Genomic DNA, 18,047 nt, shown 5'->3' on the forward strand with positions numbered 1-18,047 from the left:
CGCATTGAAAGGAAGCAACGCCGTGAATCGAGTCTACCGTCTGGTCTTCAACCGCACGCTGGGTGTCATGCAGGTCGCCTCCGAGCTGGTCACCGCACCGCGCGGTGGCTGCGACGCGCGCGGTGGAAACACGGTGGCCACGCTGCGCCCGGTGAGCTTCGCCCTGTGGCTGGCGCTGGGCTGGGTGGGCGTGGTGCAGCCGCTCTCGGCGCAGCAGTCACCCAGCGCCGGCCGCATCATCGCCGACCCCAACGCGCCGGCCGACCAGCGCCCCACCGTGGTCAGCTCGGCCAACGGCACCCCGCAGGTCAACATCACCACGCCCAGTGCGGCGGGTGTCTCGCGCAACCAGTACCAGCAGTTCGACGTTGGCGCGCAGGGCGTGATCCTCAACAACTCGCGTGGCGATACCCAGACCCAGATCGGCGGTTGGGTGCAGGGCAACCCGTGGCTGGCCACCGGCACCGCGCGCGTCATCCTCAATGAAATCAACAGCAGCAGTCCCAGTCAGCTCAACGGCTACATCGAGGTGGCCGGCGCCCGCGCGCAGGTGATCATCGCCAATCCGGCCGGCATCCAGGTCGACGGCGCCGGCTTCCTCAACGCCAGCCGCGTCACCCTGACCACCGGCACGCCCATCGTCAGCAACGGTGCGCTGGAAGGCTACCGGGTTGCCGGGGGCGCCATCCGCATTGCCGGTGCCGGCCTGGATGCCAGCCGCACCGATTACACCGACATCATCACCCGCTCGCTGCAGGTCAACGCCGGCATCTGGGCCAACCAGCTGCAGGCCAGCCTGGGCAACAACGTGGTCAGCGCGGACAACACCGCCGTGACCCCGCAGGCCGCCGGCAGCGGCGCCCCGGCGTTCGCCCTGGACGTGGGCGCGCTGGGCGGCATGTATGCCAACCGCATCTGGCTGGTCGGCAACGAGCAGGGCGTGGGCATGCGCAACGCCGGCAAGATCGGTGCGCAGGCCGGCGAACTGGTGGTCACCGCCGAAGGACGGCTGGAAAACACCGGCGCGCTGCACGCCCAGCAGGACACCCGCATCAAAGCCGCAGGCGGCGTGGCCAACGCCGGCACGCTCAGCGCCGAGCGCGAGCTGCGCGTGGACACCCCCACCGACATCGACAACAGCGGCGGCACGCTCAACGCACGCCGGCTCGAACTCAACGCCGACGCGCTGCGCAACCGCGCCGGCAGCATCGAACAGGTGGGGGCGCAGGCGCTGCAGTTGAAGGGTGCCGACATCCACAACCTGCAGGGGCAGATCGGTACCGTGGCCACCACCACGCCAGGCGAAGGTACCGGCAACACCGGCGGCACCGCACCGGGCAGCGGCAGCACTCCCGGCACCGGCACGGGTACCCCGACGCCCGGCACCGGCACCACTCCGCCGCCCGCCACGACGGTTCCCCTGGCGGCCGGCGTGCTCAACATCGCGCGCACGCTGGACAACGACGGTGGTGCCATCGACGCCACCGGCGTGCTGCAGCTCGACGCGCGCAGCAGCTTGGACAACAGCGGCGGCACGCTCGGTGTAGACACCCTGAAGGTGCAGGGCCAGGCCCTGCGCAACGTCGGCGGCACCCTGGAAGTGCAGGGCGCCACCACCGCCCGGGTAGCCACGCTGGACAACAGCGACGGGCACATGACCCTGGCCCAGGGTGCGGAGCTGCACACGCAGACACTGCTCAACCGGGGCGGCAGCCTGGCGCACGGCGGCAGCGCCACCACCGCCTGGTCGATCGGCACGCTCGACAACCGCGATGGCAGCATCGCCAGCAACGCGGCCAGCTTCGGCCTGGGCATCGGCACCCTGGTCAATACGCGGGGCAGCATCAGCCACGCCGGCAGCGACGGCCTGCGCCTGCGCGCCGATCGCCTGGATGGCGCGGGCGGTACCCTCGCCACCGCAGGCGACCTGCTCCTGCAGCTGGGCACCGCCGACCACCGCAATGCGCAGCTGATTGCCAACCAGGTCAGCATGACCGCCGCGTCCTTCGACAACCGCGGCGGGCGCGTGCTCGCCACCGGGCAGCACGCCAGCAGCCTGAACGTACAGGGCACCCTGGACAACGGCGACGGCGGCACCGTGGCCAGCAACGGCGACCTGCAGATCAGCGCAGCGCAACTGGGCAATGCCGGCGGCACCGTGCAGCAGGCCGGCAGCGGCAGCCTGCGCATCGATGCGGCCACCCTCCAGGGCCAGGGCGGCAGCGTGCTCAGCAACGGCAGCCTGCTGCTGCAGGGCGGCACCACCAACCTGCGCGACGGCACCACCGCTGCCCAGCGCATCGACATCCATACCAGCGATCTGGTCACCGCCGGCGGCTCGCTCACCTCGGCCGGTCCCGAGGCGCTGAACCTGCAGGTGAGCCGCACCCTGGACAACACCGGTGGCCTGCTCGGCAGCAACGGTGCACTGGCCATCGAGGCCACCACACTCATCAACAACGGCGGCAAGCTGGTCGCCGCCGGCACCGGAGCAAGCACGCTGCGCGCAAGCGGCCTGCTGCAGAACCAGGGTGGCACGCTGTCCAGCAATGGCGACCTGCGCATCGACGCCGACGGCCTGCTCAACGCCGGCGGCAGCATCGATCACGCCGGCGACGGCACCCTGCAGATCACCGCCAATACCGTGCAGGGCAGCGCGGGCAGCATCGCCAGCAACGGTCTGCTGCAGCTGCAGGCGCAGGCGCTGGATGTCCGCAAGGGCAGCACCCGCGCACGCCAGGTGGACATCCGCGCCGGGTCGCTGGACAACAGCCACGGCACGCTGCTGTCGCTGGGCGAGCAGGCTCTGCAGCTGAACGTCAGCGGCGCCCTGCTCAACGATGGCGGCACCCTCAGTGCCAACGGTGCACAGCAGATCGAGGCGGGCTCGCTGAGCAACCGCCGCGGCGAGCTCACCTCGGCCGGCACCGCCGACACCCGCATCGTGGTGGCGGGCACCCTGGACAACCACGCCGGCAGCGTAGCCAGCAATGCCGCAGCGCTGCAGCTGCAGACCGGCACGCTGGTCAACGCCGACGGCGCCATCAGCCACGCCGGTACGGGGGGGCTGTCGATCAGCACTGGCCGCCTGGATGGACAGGACGGGCACATCGGTACCGGCGGCGCGGTCACGCTCAGCGCCGACGCGATCGACCATCGAGGCGCCTCACTGGCGGCCAGCCAGCTCGACCTCAGCGCGCGGTCGCTCGATAACCGCGGCGGCAGCATCGTCGCCACCGGTACCGGTGCCAACACGGTGCAGGTGGCCGACACCCTGGACAACGGTGACGGCGGCAGCCTGGCCACCAATGGCGACCTGACCCTCACGGCCCAGACCCTGGGCAATGCCGGCGGCACGATCCAACAGGCCGGCAGCGGCACGCTCGCCATCGAGGTGAAGACCCTGCAGGGCACGGCAGGCACGCTGCTCAGTAACGGCGCCCTGCGGTTGGAGGGCGACACCCTCGACCTTGGCAAAGGCACTACCTCGGCGCAGCAGATTGCCATCGACAGCGAACGCCTGATCACCGGCGGCGGCCAGCTCACCGCGGTGGGCACCGGCCTGCTGCAGGTGAAGGCCCGCACCCTGCTGGACAACAGCGGCGGCATGCTCGGCAGCAATGGTACGGTCGACATCGCCGCCGGCAGCTTCATCAACGATCACGGCAAGCTGATCGCCGCCGGCGAAGCGACGTCGAAGATCCGCGTGGCCGACACGCTGGACAACGGCGGCGGTGCCATTTCCGGCAACGGCAGCCTGCATATCGACGCCGCGCTGCTGCGCAATGCGGGCGGCACGGTGGTCGCCAGCGACGCGCTTCAGCTGCAGGGCGAGGAACTGGACCTGCGCGACGGCGCGGTTGGCGCCACCGATATCAGCGTGCAGGCCGGCAGCCTGGACAACAGCGGGGGCACCCTCAGTTCCACCGGCACCGCCGAGATGCTGCTGCAGGTGCGCGACCGCCTGGGCAACCACGGCGGCACCATCGCCGCCAACGGCGCCCAGCGCATTGATGCCGGCACGCTGTCCAACCGCAATGGCACGCTGAGCTCGGCCGGTACCGCCAACAGCCAGATCACCGTCAGTGGCGAACTGGACAATTCGAAGGGCCTGATCGCCAGCAACGCCGCCGCGCTGGCCGTGAATGCCGGCAGCCTGCGCAATGTGGAAGGCACCCTCAACCATGCCGGCACGCAGGGCCTCACGCTGGGTACGGGCCAGCTGGATGGCCGCGACGGCACCATCGTCACCGCAGGCAACCTCGCCCTGACCGCCACGGACGTGGACCATCACGGTGCCACGCTGCAGGCCGTACAGATCGCGCTGGATGCCCGCTCCTTCGACAACCGCGGCGGCAAACTGGTCGCCACCGGCACCGGGGCCAACCGCCTGACCGTGGACGCCACGCTGGACAACGGCGAGCAGGGCGTGATCGCCAGCAATGGTGATCTGACCGTCAACGCAGCGGTGTTCGGCAACGCCGGTGGCACGGTACAACAGGCCGGCAGCGGCCTGCTCGACATCAACACTGCCACGCTCAACGGGACAGGTGGCACGCTTGTCAGCAATGGCAGCCTGACCCTGAAGGGCGACGACATCGATCTGCGCAACGCCACCACCTCGGCGCAGCGCATCCGCATCGACAGCGGCAACCTGACCACCGCCGGTGGCAAGCTCACCGCGACCAGCACCGAGGCGCTGGTGCTGCACGCGCGCGGCCAGCTCGACAACAGCGGCGGCACCGTGGCCAGCAACGGCGCACTGGACCTGCGCGCCGCAAACCTGGTCAACGTCGCCGGCACCGTGCAGGCCGCGGGAACCGCCGCCAGCCAGCTCGCCATCGGGCAGGCCCTGGACAACCGCGACGGCAAGGTGCTGGTCAGCGGCGACCTCGACATCGCGGCGGTCAGCGTGAACAACCAGGGCGGTACCCTGCACAGCGCCGGTGCGCTCAGCGTCGGCGCCGACGGTGTGCTGGACAACAGCAACGCAGGCCTGATCGCCAGCGGCGGTGACGCATACCTGCGCGCAGGCACGCTGGACAACCGCGCCGGCAGCATCGAGCAGGCCGGCGACGGCCAGCTGCAGATCGAAACGCAGGCCCTGCACGGCGCCGGCGGCCGCATCGTCAGCAACGGCGCACTGGCGCTGCAGGGCGAAACCCTCGACCTCACTGGCGGCACCACCGCCGCGCGGGACATCCAGATCACCGCCGGCAGCCTGCAGAACGCAGGCGGCACGCTGAGTGCCACCGGCGAGCAGGCCATGGTCCTGCAGGTGCGCGACGCGCTCGGCAACAACGGCGGCACCATCGCGGCCAATGGCGCGCAGCAGATCACTGCCGGTTCGTTGTCCAACGTCGACGGCACCCTGAGCTCGGCCGGCAGCGCCAACACCCGCATCGAGGTGACCGGCCAGCTCGACAATACCCGGGGCACCGTGGCCAGCAACGCCAGCGCCCTGCACCTGCAGGCCGGTAGCCTGGTCAACACCGCCGGCAGGATCGCCCACGCGGGCAACGGTGGCTTGACCCTGCAGACCGGCAGCCTGAGCGGCCAGCAGGGCAGCATCGCCACCGCAGGCGCCTTGATCCTGCGCGCGGGGGACGTCGATCACCGTGATGCCACCCTCAGCGCCAGCCAGCTGGACATCGTCGCCACCGGCTTCGACAACCGTGGGGGCACCGTGCTGTCCGGCGGTAGCGGCGCCAGCACGATTGCGGTGCAGGGCAGCCTGGACAATGGCAACAACGGGACCTTGGCCAGCAATGGCGATCTCCAGATCACCGCGTCCACGCTGGGCAATGCTGGCGGCACCGTGCAGCAGGCCGGGACCGGCTCGCTGGCAATCAACGCCGGTACGCTCGACGGCCAGGGCGGCAAACTGCTCAGCAATGGCAGCCTGCACCTGCAGGGCGAAAACACCGACCTGCGCAACGGCACCACCGCCGCGCAGCGCATCACCGTCCAGACCGGCAACCTGACCACGGCCGGGGGCAGCCTGACCGCGGCGGGCACGGACGTGCTCGCACTGAACGTACGCGGCCGCCTGGACAACACCGCCGGCACCCTCGCCAGCAACGGCGCGCTGGATCTGCACGCCGCCCAGTTCACCAACAACCAGGGCACCGTTCAGGCCGCCGGCACCGGCAGCAGCCAGTTGGCCATCGGCGGTGCGCTGGAGAACCGTAACGGACGCATCCTCACCGGCGGCGCTGCCACCGTCACTGCTGCCAGCGTCGACAATCGCGCCGGCATCCTGCATACCGATGGCGCGTCAGCACTGACCCTCACCGTCGACGGCCTGCTCGACAACAGCGCGCAGGGCACCATCAACGCGGGCGGCAGCGCCGACATCGATGCGCAGTCGCTGAACAACGCCGCCGGCATCCTCGCTGCCGGTACGGGGCTGCAGCTCGACACCTCCACCCAGCTCAACAATGCCGGCGGCCTGATCCAGGCCGGTACCGCCCTGCAGCTGGGCACGGCCGGCATGAACAACCAGGCCGGCAGGGTCATTGCCGGCACCGTCGATCTGAACACGCACGGCCAGGCGCTGGACAACCGTGCCGGCACGGTGGCCAGCCTGACCGGCGGTACCACGCTGCATACCGGCCTGCTGGACAACAGCGGCGGCCTGCTGCAATCGGCCGGCAACCTGCGCATCGACACCGCCGGCCAGGCGCTGCTCAACACCAACGCGAACGGCAACGGCATCAACAGCAGCGGCGCGCTGGACATCGCCAGCGGCACATTCGACAACCGCGCCGGCGCGGTATTTGGCCAGGGCGCCATCACCGTCAATGCCAGCAGCGTGGACAACTCCGGCGGCGGCTCGCTGCAGGGTGCCGACGACCTCACGCTGCGCGCGCAGCAGCTGAACAACGCTGGTGGCGCCATCAGTGTCGGTCGCAATGCCGACCTGCTGCTGCCCGGCGTGCTGGACAACCGCAGCGGGCTGGTGGCTGCCGCCGGCACGCTGACCGTGCAGGCCGCCAGCGTCGACAACCGCAACACCCTGAGCGGACCCAACGGCCCGGCTCTGGGCCTGCAGGGCAAGCAACTTCTGCTTACCAGTGGCAGCCTGGACAACCAGCAGGGCCAGGTGCTGGCCGACAACCTGAAAGTGCAGCTCAGCAACCAGCTCAACAACGCGGGCGGGCTGGTTTCGGCCTCGCAGACTTCCGAGATCCGCGCCGACAGCATCGCCAACGCCGGCGGTACGCTGGTGGCCGGCACCAGCCAGTTCATCCACACCCGCGAAATCACCGGAGACGGCAAGCTGCTGTCGCAGGGCGACATGACCCTGGAACTGGGCCAGAGCCACACCAATACCGGCGAGCTGGCCGCCAATGGTACGTTGACCCTCGCCATCCAGGGCAATCTGGACAACCTGGGCAAGCTGCAGGGAGCCAACGTCAACATCAGTGCCGGCAACGTCTACAACGCGGCCACCGGCGAAATCAGCTCGGTCGGCCTGACCCGGCTGGTGGCCGGCGGTGAACTGGTCAACCGCGGTCTGCTCGACGGGCGTACCACGCATATCGACGCGGGCACCCTGACCAACATCGGCACCGGCCGCATCTATGGCGATCGCATCGCCATCAATGCCGGCACGCTCAACAATGTCGCCGAGAACGTTGGCGGCGCGCAGCGCTCGGCCACCATTGCCGCGCGCCAGCGCCTGGACCTGGGCGTGGGCGTGCTGACCAACAGCGGCCAGGGCCTGATCTTCAGCGATGGCGACGCCGTGATCGGCGGCGGCCTGAATGGACTGAACGCGGTGGGCACCGCGCAGCGCATCGACAACCTCAGCTCCACCATCGAAATCGCCGGCAACCTGGACATCAATGCGCTGGCGGTCAACAACATCCGCGAAAACGTGGTGGTGCAGCAGCAGACCATCGTGCACGGCACGGTGCGGCTGAACCAGCCGGGGTGGTTCAAGAACGGCGACAACGACGGTGCCCTTCGCACTACGTCCAACTTCCAGCCTCTTGAAATCTACTACCTCAACCCGGCCGACATCCTGGAAGACACGGCCTACATCACGCCCGACGGCCAGCAGATCCGCAAGGCGGTCGTACGGATGACCCCCAACACCAGCGCCTACTACTTTGCCCGCGGCGGCCTCTATGGTGCGCGCGGTGAACGTGCGCGCCTGAATGTCCAGGACGGCACGGTGGTGATCTACTATGTCGGCCGTGCAGACAACCGCAGCAACCCCGACCAGCTGGGTGCCGGAGCAGAAGATCCGTTCCGTGAGCTTTCCAAACCCCAGCCGGGCAGTCCGGCGTTCCGCTACGAGTCGGACACCCTGGCCTACAGCAATGCCTACGGGACGTGCACCACGAACTGCGTGCAGCTGATCACCTACCCGGACTACGACAATCCGGACGCGATGCTGATCAACATGCAGCGTCACCCCGAACGCACCAGCGGCAACGAGAAGTACCGCGATGCGACCCGTACCACGGTGGAAGACGTGGTGGTTTCGGCCGGTGCCGATGCGGTGATCAACGCGGGCGGGCGCATCAGCATCAACACCAATGCACTGCGCAATGATTACGCCAGCATCGCCGCCGGTGGCAATCTGGAGATCCACGGCCTGACCCAGGACGCGTCGGTCATCAACACGGCCCGTAAGCTGGAACGCACCCACTACTTCAACAACGTCAGCGTCACCTACGGCGGCTCATCCAGCGCCTGGAGCGCAGCCCCCATTTCCGAGCAGGTCGGTGTACTGGGCGCCGGCCTTGTCGCCGGTGGCAAGCTGATCGTCGATGTCGGCACGCTGCGCAACGAAAACAACGGCAGCGACGCGCCCAACGTCCGCGATGGCAGCAGCATGGCCAACCTCAACAACGGCGGTCCCGGTGCGGGTTCGGTCGGTCCGGGTGCCGGCGCGGTACAGGGCCCCGGCCAGGCCACCGGCCAGGGCGCCGGCCCGGTGGCCGCACAGGGCCCCGGCGCAGCCACCGCAGCGCAGGGTCACAACGGCAGCGTCGTGCAGGGCCCCGGAACGACCGACGCGCAGTCGGCCGATGCTGCCACGGCGCAGGGTCCCGGCCAGGTCGGCACGGCCGGGCCCGGCAGCGGCGCCGTCCAGGACGTGAGGGCAACCCAGGCCACCCAGGCCACCGCCGCCGGCCCGAGCGCCGCGCAGGGCGGCAGCCATGCCGGCAGCGGCAGCAACGCCGCGCTCGACCGCAAGCAGGCCGTGGCCGCCGCTGGTAACGACCCGCACGTGGTGGTGACCACCGCGCCGAACGCCAGCGCCCCCAGCGCCAGCCTGTTCAACGTGGATGCCAACCGCGGCAGCTACCTGGTCGAAACCGATCCGAAATTCGCCAACTACCGCAGCTGGCTCAGCTCCGATTACCTGCTGCAGCGCGCCGGCTACGAGCCGTCGCAGACCCAGAAGCGCATGGGCGACGGTTTCTACGAGCAGAAGCTGGTGCGCGAACAGATCGGTGAGCTCACCGGCCGTCGCTTCCTCGACGGCTATGCCAGCGACGAAGACCAGTACCGCGCGCTGCTGGAAGCCGGCGCCACCGTGGCCGGCGAATGGGGCCTGCGTCCGGGCGTGGCCCTGACCGCCGAGCAGATGGCACGGCTCACCAGCGACATCGTGTGGCTGGTGGAGCAGGACGTGACCCTGGCCGATGGCTCGGTCGCCCGCGCGCTGGTGCCGCAGGTCTACCTGCGCGTAATGCCGGGCGACCTCGACCACAACGGGGCACTGCTCGCCGGTGCCGACGTGGACATCAAGCTGCGCGGCGACCTGGTCAGCAACGGCTCCATCGCCGGGCGCCAGCTGGTCAGCATCGACGCCGGCAACATCCGCAACATCGGTGGCGGGCAGATCAGTGGCCAGCAGGTGGGCCTGAAGGCCAGCGGCAACATCGACATCATCGGCAGCACCGTCACCGCCACCGACGTGCTGGCGCTCAAGGCCGGCGGTGACATCACCGTGGCTTCCACCACCCATGAGTGGCAGGACAAGGGCGACCTGCTGACCCAGCGCACCACCACGCTGGACCGCGTGGCCGGCCTGTACGTGACCAACGCAGACGGTGCCGGCGTGCTCAGTGTCAACGCCGGCGGCAACGTGGAACTGCGTGCCGCACAGCTGGCCAACGCCGGTGCCGACGGCCTCACCGCCATCGTGGCGGGGGGCGACATCAATCTGACCGCGGTAACCCAGCAGAGCAGCGTCGCACTCACCCACGACAGCGGCAACTTCAACAAGCAGAGCCAGGTCACCCACATCGGCACCACCATCACCGGTGCCGGCGACGTGGCGCTCCGCGCGGGCAACGATCTGAACCTGGCCGCCGCGAACGTGTCGGCCGCCAATGCGCTGGTGGCGCAGGCGGGGCGTGACATCAACAGCATTGCCGTGCTGGACACGCAGAGCATCGACAGCAGCGCCAAAAGCAGGAACCATTCACGCGAGGTCAGCGCGGCTGACGCCTACGTGCTGGGCAACCAGCTGAGCGGCGGTGAAGGCGTTGCCCTGCAGGCCGGACGTGACCTGACCCTGCAGGCCACCACGGTGGCCAGCAGCGACGGCGGCGTAGTGCTGTCGGCCGGTCGCGACGTGACCCTCAGCACCGCGCAGGAGACCCATGACCTGGTGGTGGACGAGTTCTCGCGCAAGAAGAAGACACTGTCCACCACGACCACGACTACCCACGACCAGAGCTCGGCCAGCTATGCCGTAGGTACCACCGTGACGGGCAAGACCGTGGACATCCTTGCGGGCAACAACGTGGGCATCAGCGGCTCCACCGTGCTGGCCGACAACGACCTGCGCATCGCTGCTGCGAACAATGTCACCATCGAATCGGCGCAGGACACCTTCAACGAGGCGCACAGCTTCAACCAGAAGAAGTCCGGCATCACCGGCGGCTTCGCCAACGGCGTCGCGTCGGTGGGCTACAGCAGCGCCCGCAGCAACACCGAAAGCGCCCTGCAGTCCACCACGCAGGTGGGCTCGGCCGTGGGGTCGATGAACGGCAATGTGCAGATCAGCGCGGGAAACCAGCTGACCCTCGCCGCCTCCGACGTCGCCGCCGGTCAGGACCTGACCCTGATCGGCAAGGACATCAACCTGGTCGCACGCCAGGACACGGTGGACACGCAGAACAGCCAGTCCAGCAAATCCAGCGGCTTCTCCATGGGCGTCACCTACGATCCCACCAAGGCCTATCGCAGCGCCCGCGATTCAACCACCGACGGCATGGCCGATAGTGGCTCGATCATGGGCGATATCACCCGCAATGCCGAAGGCACCGCCTCCGGCGTGCGTGCCGCCACGACCTCCGTGGTGGTAAGTGGGGGCAGCCAGCGTGCGAGCGGCAACCAGACCCACTCCACCAGCGACGCCCGCGTGGCCCAGCTGAGCGCGGGCGGTGACCTGACCCTGATCGCCAATGGTGGCTCGATCACCAGCCAGGGCGCGCAGATGTCGGCCGAGGGCGATGCCCTGCTGCTCGCCACCAAGGACATCGTGTTCGGCGTGGCTCACAACACCGAATCCAGTACCAACCAGAGCAGCGGCAAGGGCTGGGGCTTCGCCAACAACACCAGCGGCCTGCCGTTCGGCACCAATAACTCGCGTGGTCAGGGCACCGGCCAGAGCGACACCATCACCGGTACGCAGTTGTCGGTGGGCGGTGGCGTGCGTATGGCCACCACTGAAGGGGACATCACCCTGACTGCCGCGAACCTTGTCGCAGAGAAAGACGTGACCATTTGGGCTGCCGGCAACCTCACCGTGCAGAGCGGCCAGGACACCGTGCGCAACGCCAACACTGCCGACAGCAAGGCGATCGGCACGGTGCAGATCTCCGACACCGAGAAGTTCGCCGGCTGGCACCGCCAGCAGCATGAGGACGACAGCGGCATGGTCTCGCAGGTAGCCAGCACCATCGGCAGCCTGGGCGGCAACGTCAACCTGGGCGCGGGCGGCAAGTACACCCAGATGGCCAGCAACGTGGTGGCCGCGCAGGATGTGAACATCACCGCAGCCGAGATAGAGCTGCTCACCGCCGACGAGACCGGCTACAACTCGCAGAGCGACAAGGACTTGAAGATCGGCGTGTTCGCGCGGATCAAGTCGCCCTTCATCGATCTGATCAACAACGTGGATGCGGCGCGCCAGTCCGACGGTCGCCTGCAGGCGATGCAGGGCATGGCGGCTGGCGCGAACGCGTACCAGGCCGGCAGCGCCATCGCCAGCGCGGCCAAGGGCGCGGGTAGCGGCGCGCTGTTCAGTGCCGAAGCCGGCATCGGCTTCAAGTCGGCCAGCAGCAGTGCAGATGGCAGCAATACGGTCTCGCGCGGATCAACCATCCAGGGCGGTCGGAACGTCAACCTGACCAGCACTAGTGGCGACATCCACGTGGTGCAAGGCAACCTCAGCGCTGGCAACACGCTGGCGCTGGACTCCGCGCGCGACATTCTGCTGGAAGCGGGTCAAGCGAACCTGCAGAACAGGAGCAAGAGCAACAACGCCGGTGCCGAAGTGGGGGTAGGCGTATCGGTGGGCGCACAAACCGGTGTCTATGTCTATGCGGAAGCCAGTGTCGGCAGCAGCAGGTCAAATGCCGAAAGCAACACTTGGCAGAACACGACGCTGACCGGCAGCAACATCTCGCTGAAAGCCAAGGGCGACACCACCCTGCGCGGCGCGAGCGCAACCGCCGATCGGATTGACGTCAGGACCGGCGGAACGCTCACCATCGAGTCGCTCCAGGACATCGCCGAAAGCATGTCCAAGGACAGCCAGGTGGGGGGGCGTGTCCAGGTCTCCATCGGCACGGCGTGGGACGCCAGTGGCTATGCCAGCGCGGCCAAGGCGAACGGCAGTTACAAGGGTGTAGGCCAGCAGTCAGGGCTGTTCGCCGGTGACGGCGGCTACCACGTCGACGCCGGCCACGTGAATCTGGTGGGCGGTGCCATCGCCAGCACCAATGCGGCCAACAGCGAACTGAGTGCCGAGACATTCACGTTCACTGATCTCAAGAACGAGATGGATTACCGCGCCAGCTCGGCGAGCATCAGTGGTGGGTTCGGGCACAAGGCCACGGGCGAAGGTGTCAACCAGAACGCAGCCGGCCAGTTGAAGGACATCGGCAGCAATGTGGCAAACGGCAAGTTCGGCAATGTGGACGGTACCAACTTCAGCGGTGGCGTACCGATGACCAGCAACGGCAGTGACAGCTCCAACACCTACGCCACGCTGACGGAGGGCAATATCACGATCGGCGGCAGAAAAGTCACGGCTGCCGAGCTCGGCGTGAACACCGACGCCAGCAAAGCCCATGAGTCAATCAATGCGCTGCCAGACCTCCAGAAGTTGATGAAGGAACAGCAGGCGATGTCATCAGCTGCGGGCACGGTGGTGGCCACCAGCAAGCAGATTGCGGGGGATGTCGCGGCGGCGAAGACCAAGGCGGCGACCGAAGCGTATCTGGCTTCTCTGCCCAGCAAGGAGGACAGGGAGAAGTTCCTTGCGACGAGCCCTGAAGCGCAGCGAGAAATACTCTCCGCGCGCGATGACTACAAGGAGGCGCAGAAGTGGGCGACAGGCGGGGCGTACAGCCGCGCGCTTGATGCAGTGACCACTGCCATCGTGGGCAGCGTTTCCGGACAGGGCGGCGGACAGGTGGCGTCCAACGCGTTGGCGCCCTACGCAGCGAACTTCATCGGCGGTCAGTTCGATCCGAACCATGGGGACAACCCGGACGCCACGTTGCAGCTCATCTCCCATGCAGTTCTCGGCGCGCTTCTGGCAGAGGCAAATGGTGGCGCCGTAGCAAATGGCGCAGCTGCCGCTGCAGGTGGAGAGCTGGCCGCCAAGTTCATCATCGATCAACTGTACAAAGGCGACGTTGGAGGGTTGAGCGAACAGGACAAGCAGATGGTCCTTGCGCTCTCCCAGGCCGTGGGGGCACTGGCAGGCAGCATGGGCGGAAACGGAATCGATGGGGCCGCAGCCGGAGCGAACATTGCCCAGAATTCAGTCGAAAACAACTACCTGTCCGCCAAGGATGTCGAGATACTCAGCGAGAAGTTGAAGCGATGCGATGCCAAGGACGATGCATGTAGAAACGCCGTAGTGGCGGAGGCCCAGCAGCGAAGCGATGTCAACAGTGCAAAGCTGAAAGCATGTACAACGACCCAGTGCGTTGATGCAATCATGCCAGAGCTGTTCGACGGCGCGCGTCACTTCGGTAAGCTGTACCGCGCGGACAATGCGGATGACAACGAGGAGAAGCTCGCTTTCGGCGCAATCTCGGATATTGAGACCAAGGGGTTGCTTATCGCGGCGAATATGGCTGCAGGCCTGCCGCAGTTCAATGGCGCCACGACGACCCGTGAGCAGTTCCTACGCAACGTAGACGCTTCTGCGTATACGCCGGGCACGCCGGGAACCAAGTTCCAGCAGATCTTTGATGGGTACGAGTGGGCATTCGGCACCACCAAGCAGCCCCATGAGTACTCCACTACCTCCAACGCATGCATGGGACAGCCATTCAGTACCTGCGGAACGCCCGCCTCGCAGTTTGATGCGCTGAGGCGATATGCCGGGCCCGGCACAGACGGCAAAGGCCTGGCGAGCAATGGCGTGGTCAGCTACCTGTCAATCATGGGCCTTTCTCTGGGATACGTGACTCACCTCATCGATCCCAGCACCAGTAGCCTGATCAACATCACTGTTCCCGGTGCTCACGCCCTGGATCCAGGATTCGTCATCCGGCAAATCATTCCGACCGGAAACGGTGGTTTCAACGTGGAGACCACGGGCTGGGGAACGGGTTCGAGTCCAATGTTCAACTCGAACAGCTGGGCGGATGACCAGGTTTGGGGACCGAATACAGATAAGATCGGCTCTGAGGTCAACTCCTACAAGCTGCCGTGGTTGCCGGGCGCACCGCCCGCCAAGTGCTGGCCGTCCATAATCGATGGAAAGAAAGTCGAGGTTTGTCAATGAGTGCTTGGAACCTGCCTGCCAGGATGCTTGCAGTGCCACTGAGCACTGCAGTGGCCAGTTGCATGTTCTTTCTGATCCCTGTCATGTCCTCGAGCGGAACGTCTGTGCATGGTGCACTGCCTGTGTTGGGCATTTTCCTGATCATAGGTGCCATCATTGGCTTGATCGTGGGATGTCCACTTGTCCTGCTGGTCGACGGCATTTTCCCCAGATGGCGCCCCAGGTACATTGTTTTTGGCGCGGCCGGGGCTTTGGTGGGCTGGCTGGTCCTGGAGGGTGGGTTCGCGCGCGGCGCCTGGGAAGCGATATGGTCCAATCCGAAATTCTGGGTGGACTGGGCACCCAGGCGACTCATCCTCTTCTCGCTCATCGGCGTAATGAGCGGCCTTCTTTACACCGCGTTTGTCTGGTTCATTGATCGAGCAATCCCTCGTGACGCCAGGTAGCTCGTGGAATGCGCCTTGCGCAGCCGCTGGCCACGTGGCTGCCCTCCCCGATCCAAAACGTGCGCAACCCGGTGAGCATCGCGTTGCACTACGATTTCTGCCCGCTCGCCACGACTATCCATCCTTCCAGGCAGCCGAATGAAGAGCCTGATCAACATCATCTACTACGTCGGTTGGAAAGTGTGCGGCGCTGTTCCATGCGGTGGCCTACAACAGATACACGTCTGGAGCCCTCGGCCTGTTTGACGTCTACGATCTGAACCCGGAGCGTGCGCTGCAGGTGGTTCAGGCAGGCGTGGTGGTGCTGTTGATCCAGACACTGGCGTTCGTCATCAGGATCACCGATTGGAGGAGGGCGAGAATCCTTGAGATTGCACTGGCCCTCCTTGCATGGCTGCCGTTCCTCTACAACCTGTCGTTCGTTCGGGGTTGAGAAGGAAGGAGGAAAGTTCAGGGCCACGGGGAACGCACGGCGGCTTTCATCACCCGCGCAGGCACGCGAACCCCGAATCTGCGCGGGTGAGACTTCGCGATCCAGGACTCGCATCCTCGTCGTGAGGCCAGGACCCGCGCAACCCGCTCTCGAATCAAGCACAATCGGGTGATGCGCCAAGTCCGCTACCCGCTCGTGCTGCTCGCCACCCTCCTGCTTGCCGCCTGCGCCAGCACCGATGTGCGCAGCCCGCTGGCCACGTGGGTGCCGTCCCCGAACCAAAACGTGCGCAACCCGGTGATCATCGTGTTGCACCACACCGACCAGGAAAACGTGCAGCAGAGCCTGTACACCCTGCGTACCGCCAACAGCGGTGGCAAGGTCAGTGCGCATTACCTGGTGGGCTCGGATGGCCACCTCTACCAGCTGGTGGCCGACAACCGCCGTGCCTGGCACGCTGGCGGCGGCCGCTGGGGCACCATCACCGACCTCAACTCTGCGTCGATCGGCATCGAGATCGACAACGACGGCAGCAGTCCGTTTGCCGCGGACCAGATCGCCGCGCTGATCCGCCTGCTGGACGATCTGTGCACCCGTCTTAACATCCCGCGCACCCAGATCATCGCCCACGCCGATCTGGCGCCGGCCCGCAAGCAGGACCCCAGCCGCTATTTCCCGTGGCAGCGGCTGGCCGAAGCAGGTTTCGGCGTCTGGCCCCGCGCCAGTGACGGCCCGGCGCCGGAGGGCTTCGACCCGTGGCTGGCCCTGCAGGCCTTCGGCTACCCGCTTGACGACCGCGCCGCCGCCGCCGGCGCCTTCCACCGCCGTTTCCGTGGCCGCGACGACCTGCCGCCCACCCTCGACGTCGAGGACGCCCGCATCCTGCATTCGCTGCTCCTGCAGCGGTAGAGCGGCCGGTTGGTCCGCTGCTTCAGCAACCCCCTACAATCAATCGCTGATACCGCCCAGAACGAGCATCCATGAAGGCCAAGCGCATCACCGCTGCAATCAAGCACCCTGCCTTGACCCTTCTAGGTCTGTCCCTGCTCACCGCCTGCAGCGTCAGCACTCCCAAGTCCGATGCGCCGCCGTCTGCAAGTCCCGCCACCTACGCAAAGGCGGACTGGAAAGCGCTCCCCGCGGTCAGCGACAGCGACCTGCAGGCCGGCTTCAGTGCCTGGCGCAGCGCCTGCCCGCGGCTGAAGAGCGACGCCACCTGGGCGCCCACCTGCGCGGCGGCTGCCAACATCGCCAACACCCCAACGGCCATCCGCCAGTTCCTGCAGGACTACCTGGAGGTCTATTCGCTCCGTGCCGGCGGCCACCACGCCGATGGCCTGATCACCGGCTACTACGAGCCGGTGTACAGCGGCAGCCTCACCCGCACTGCCAAGACGCCCGTACCGGTCTACGGCGTGCCGACCGACATGGTCAGCGTGCAGCTCGATGAGCTCTACCCCGAGCTCAAGGGCAAGCGCCTGCGTGGCCGCGTGGAAGGGCGCGTGCTTCGCCCCTACGACGACGCAGCAAAAATCTCCGCCAAGGGCGTCAACGCGCCCGTGCTGGCCTGGCTGTCCAACCCGATGGACCTGCAGTTCCTTCAGATCCAGGGCTCGGGCCGGATCCGCTTGGACGACGGCCGCCAGTTGCGCATCGCCTACGCCGACCAGAACGGGCATCCCTACCGCCCGATCGGCCGCTGGCTGGTGGAGCAGGGCGAGCTGAAGAAGGAAGACGTCACCATGGACGCGATCCGCGCCTGGGCCGATGCGCACCCGCAGCGCGTGACCGAGCTGCTGGCCAGCAACCCCAGCTATGTGTTCTTCACCAAGGGGCCGGATGGCGACGAAGGCCCGCGCGGCTCGTTGAACGTGCCACTCACCGCCGGCTACAGCGTGGCGGTGGACCGCACGGTGGTGCCGCTGGGCAGCCTGCTGTGGCTGTCCACCACGCGTCCGGATGGCAGCCCGGTGTTGCGCCCGGTGGCCGCGCAGGATACCGGCGGCGCCATTGCTGGCGAAGTCCGCGCCGACCTGTACTGGGGCACGGGCGACGCCGCCGGCAAGCTGGCGGGGGACATGAAGCAGAAGGGCAACCTGTGGCTGCTGTGGCCGAAGGGTGCCGCCCTGCCCACCACTACGGCCGCTGGCGGCTGAGGACAGAC

General features: G+C 67.2%; 5 protein-coding genes. All 5 read left to right on the forward strand.

Going from position 1 to position 18,047, the window contains the following annotated elements:
- Positions 1-22: 22 nt before the first annotated feature.
- The 5 genes from AC06E7_RS07360 to mltA all read left to right on the forward strand — a co-directional run bounded on the left by AC06E7_RS07360 (position 23) and on the right by mltA (position 18,039).
- A complete protein-coding gene (locus tag AC06E7_RS07360; RefSeq protein WP_478063827.1) occupies positions 23-15,004 on the forward strand; it encodes a hemagglutinin repeat-containing protein in 14,982 nt (4,993 codons plus the stop codon).
- Positions 15,005-15,066: 62 nt separating this feature from the next.
- Positions 15,067-15,450, forward strand: coding sequence for a hypothetical protein (locus tag AC06E7_RS07365; protein ID WP_184126268.1), 384 nt, complete (start codon positions 15,067-15,069; stop codon positions 15,448-15,450).
- Between the two features lie 202 nt (positions 15,451-15,652).
- Complete coding sequence (locus AC06E7_RS07370) at positions 15,653-15,883, forward strand: hypothetical protein (protein ID WP_184126267.1); 231 nt, start codon at positions 15,653-15,655, stop codon at positions 15,881-15,883.
- Positions 15,884-16,054: 171 nt separating this feature from the next.
- A complete protein-coding gene (locus tag AC06E7_RS07375) occupies positions 16,055-16,792 on the forward strand; it encodes an N-acetylmuramoyl-L-alanine amidase (protein WP_478063830.1) in 738 nt (245 codons plus the stop codon).
- A gap of 71 nt (positions 16,793-16,863) precedes the next feature.
- Positions 16,864-18,039: a murein transglycosylase A gene (gene mltA / locus AC06E7_RS07380; RefSeq protein ID WP_478063832.1), complete on the forward strand. Its 1,176-nt coding sequence runs from the start codon at positions 16,864-16,866 to the stop codon at positions 18,037-18,039.
- The last annotated feature ends 8 nt before the right edge of the window (positions 18,040-18,047 follow it).

It is taken from the genome of Stenotrophomonas sp. Steno-Z4 (genome assembly GCF_056393145.1).

What these genes read in the sequence shown, in the direction of transcription:
- AC06E7_RS07365 (WP_184126268.1), top strand. Translation starts at nt 15,067, where the DNA reads ATGTTCTTTCTGATCCCTGTCATGTCCTCGAGCGGAACGTCTGTGCAT.
- AC06E7_RS07375 (WP_478063830.1), top strand. Translation starts at nt 16,055, where the DNA reads ATGCGCCAAGTCCGCTACCCGCTCGTGCTGCTCGCCACCCTCCTGCTT.
- mltA (WP_478063832.1), top strand. Translation starts at nt 16,864, where the DNA reads ATGAAGGCCAAGCGCATCACCGCTGCAATCAAGCACCCTGCCTTGACC.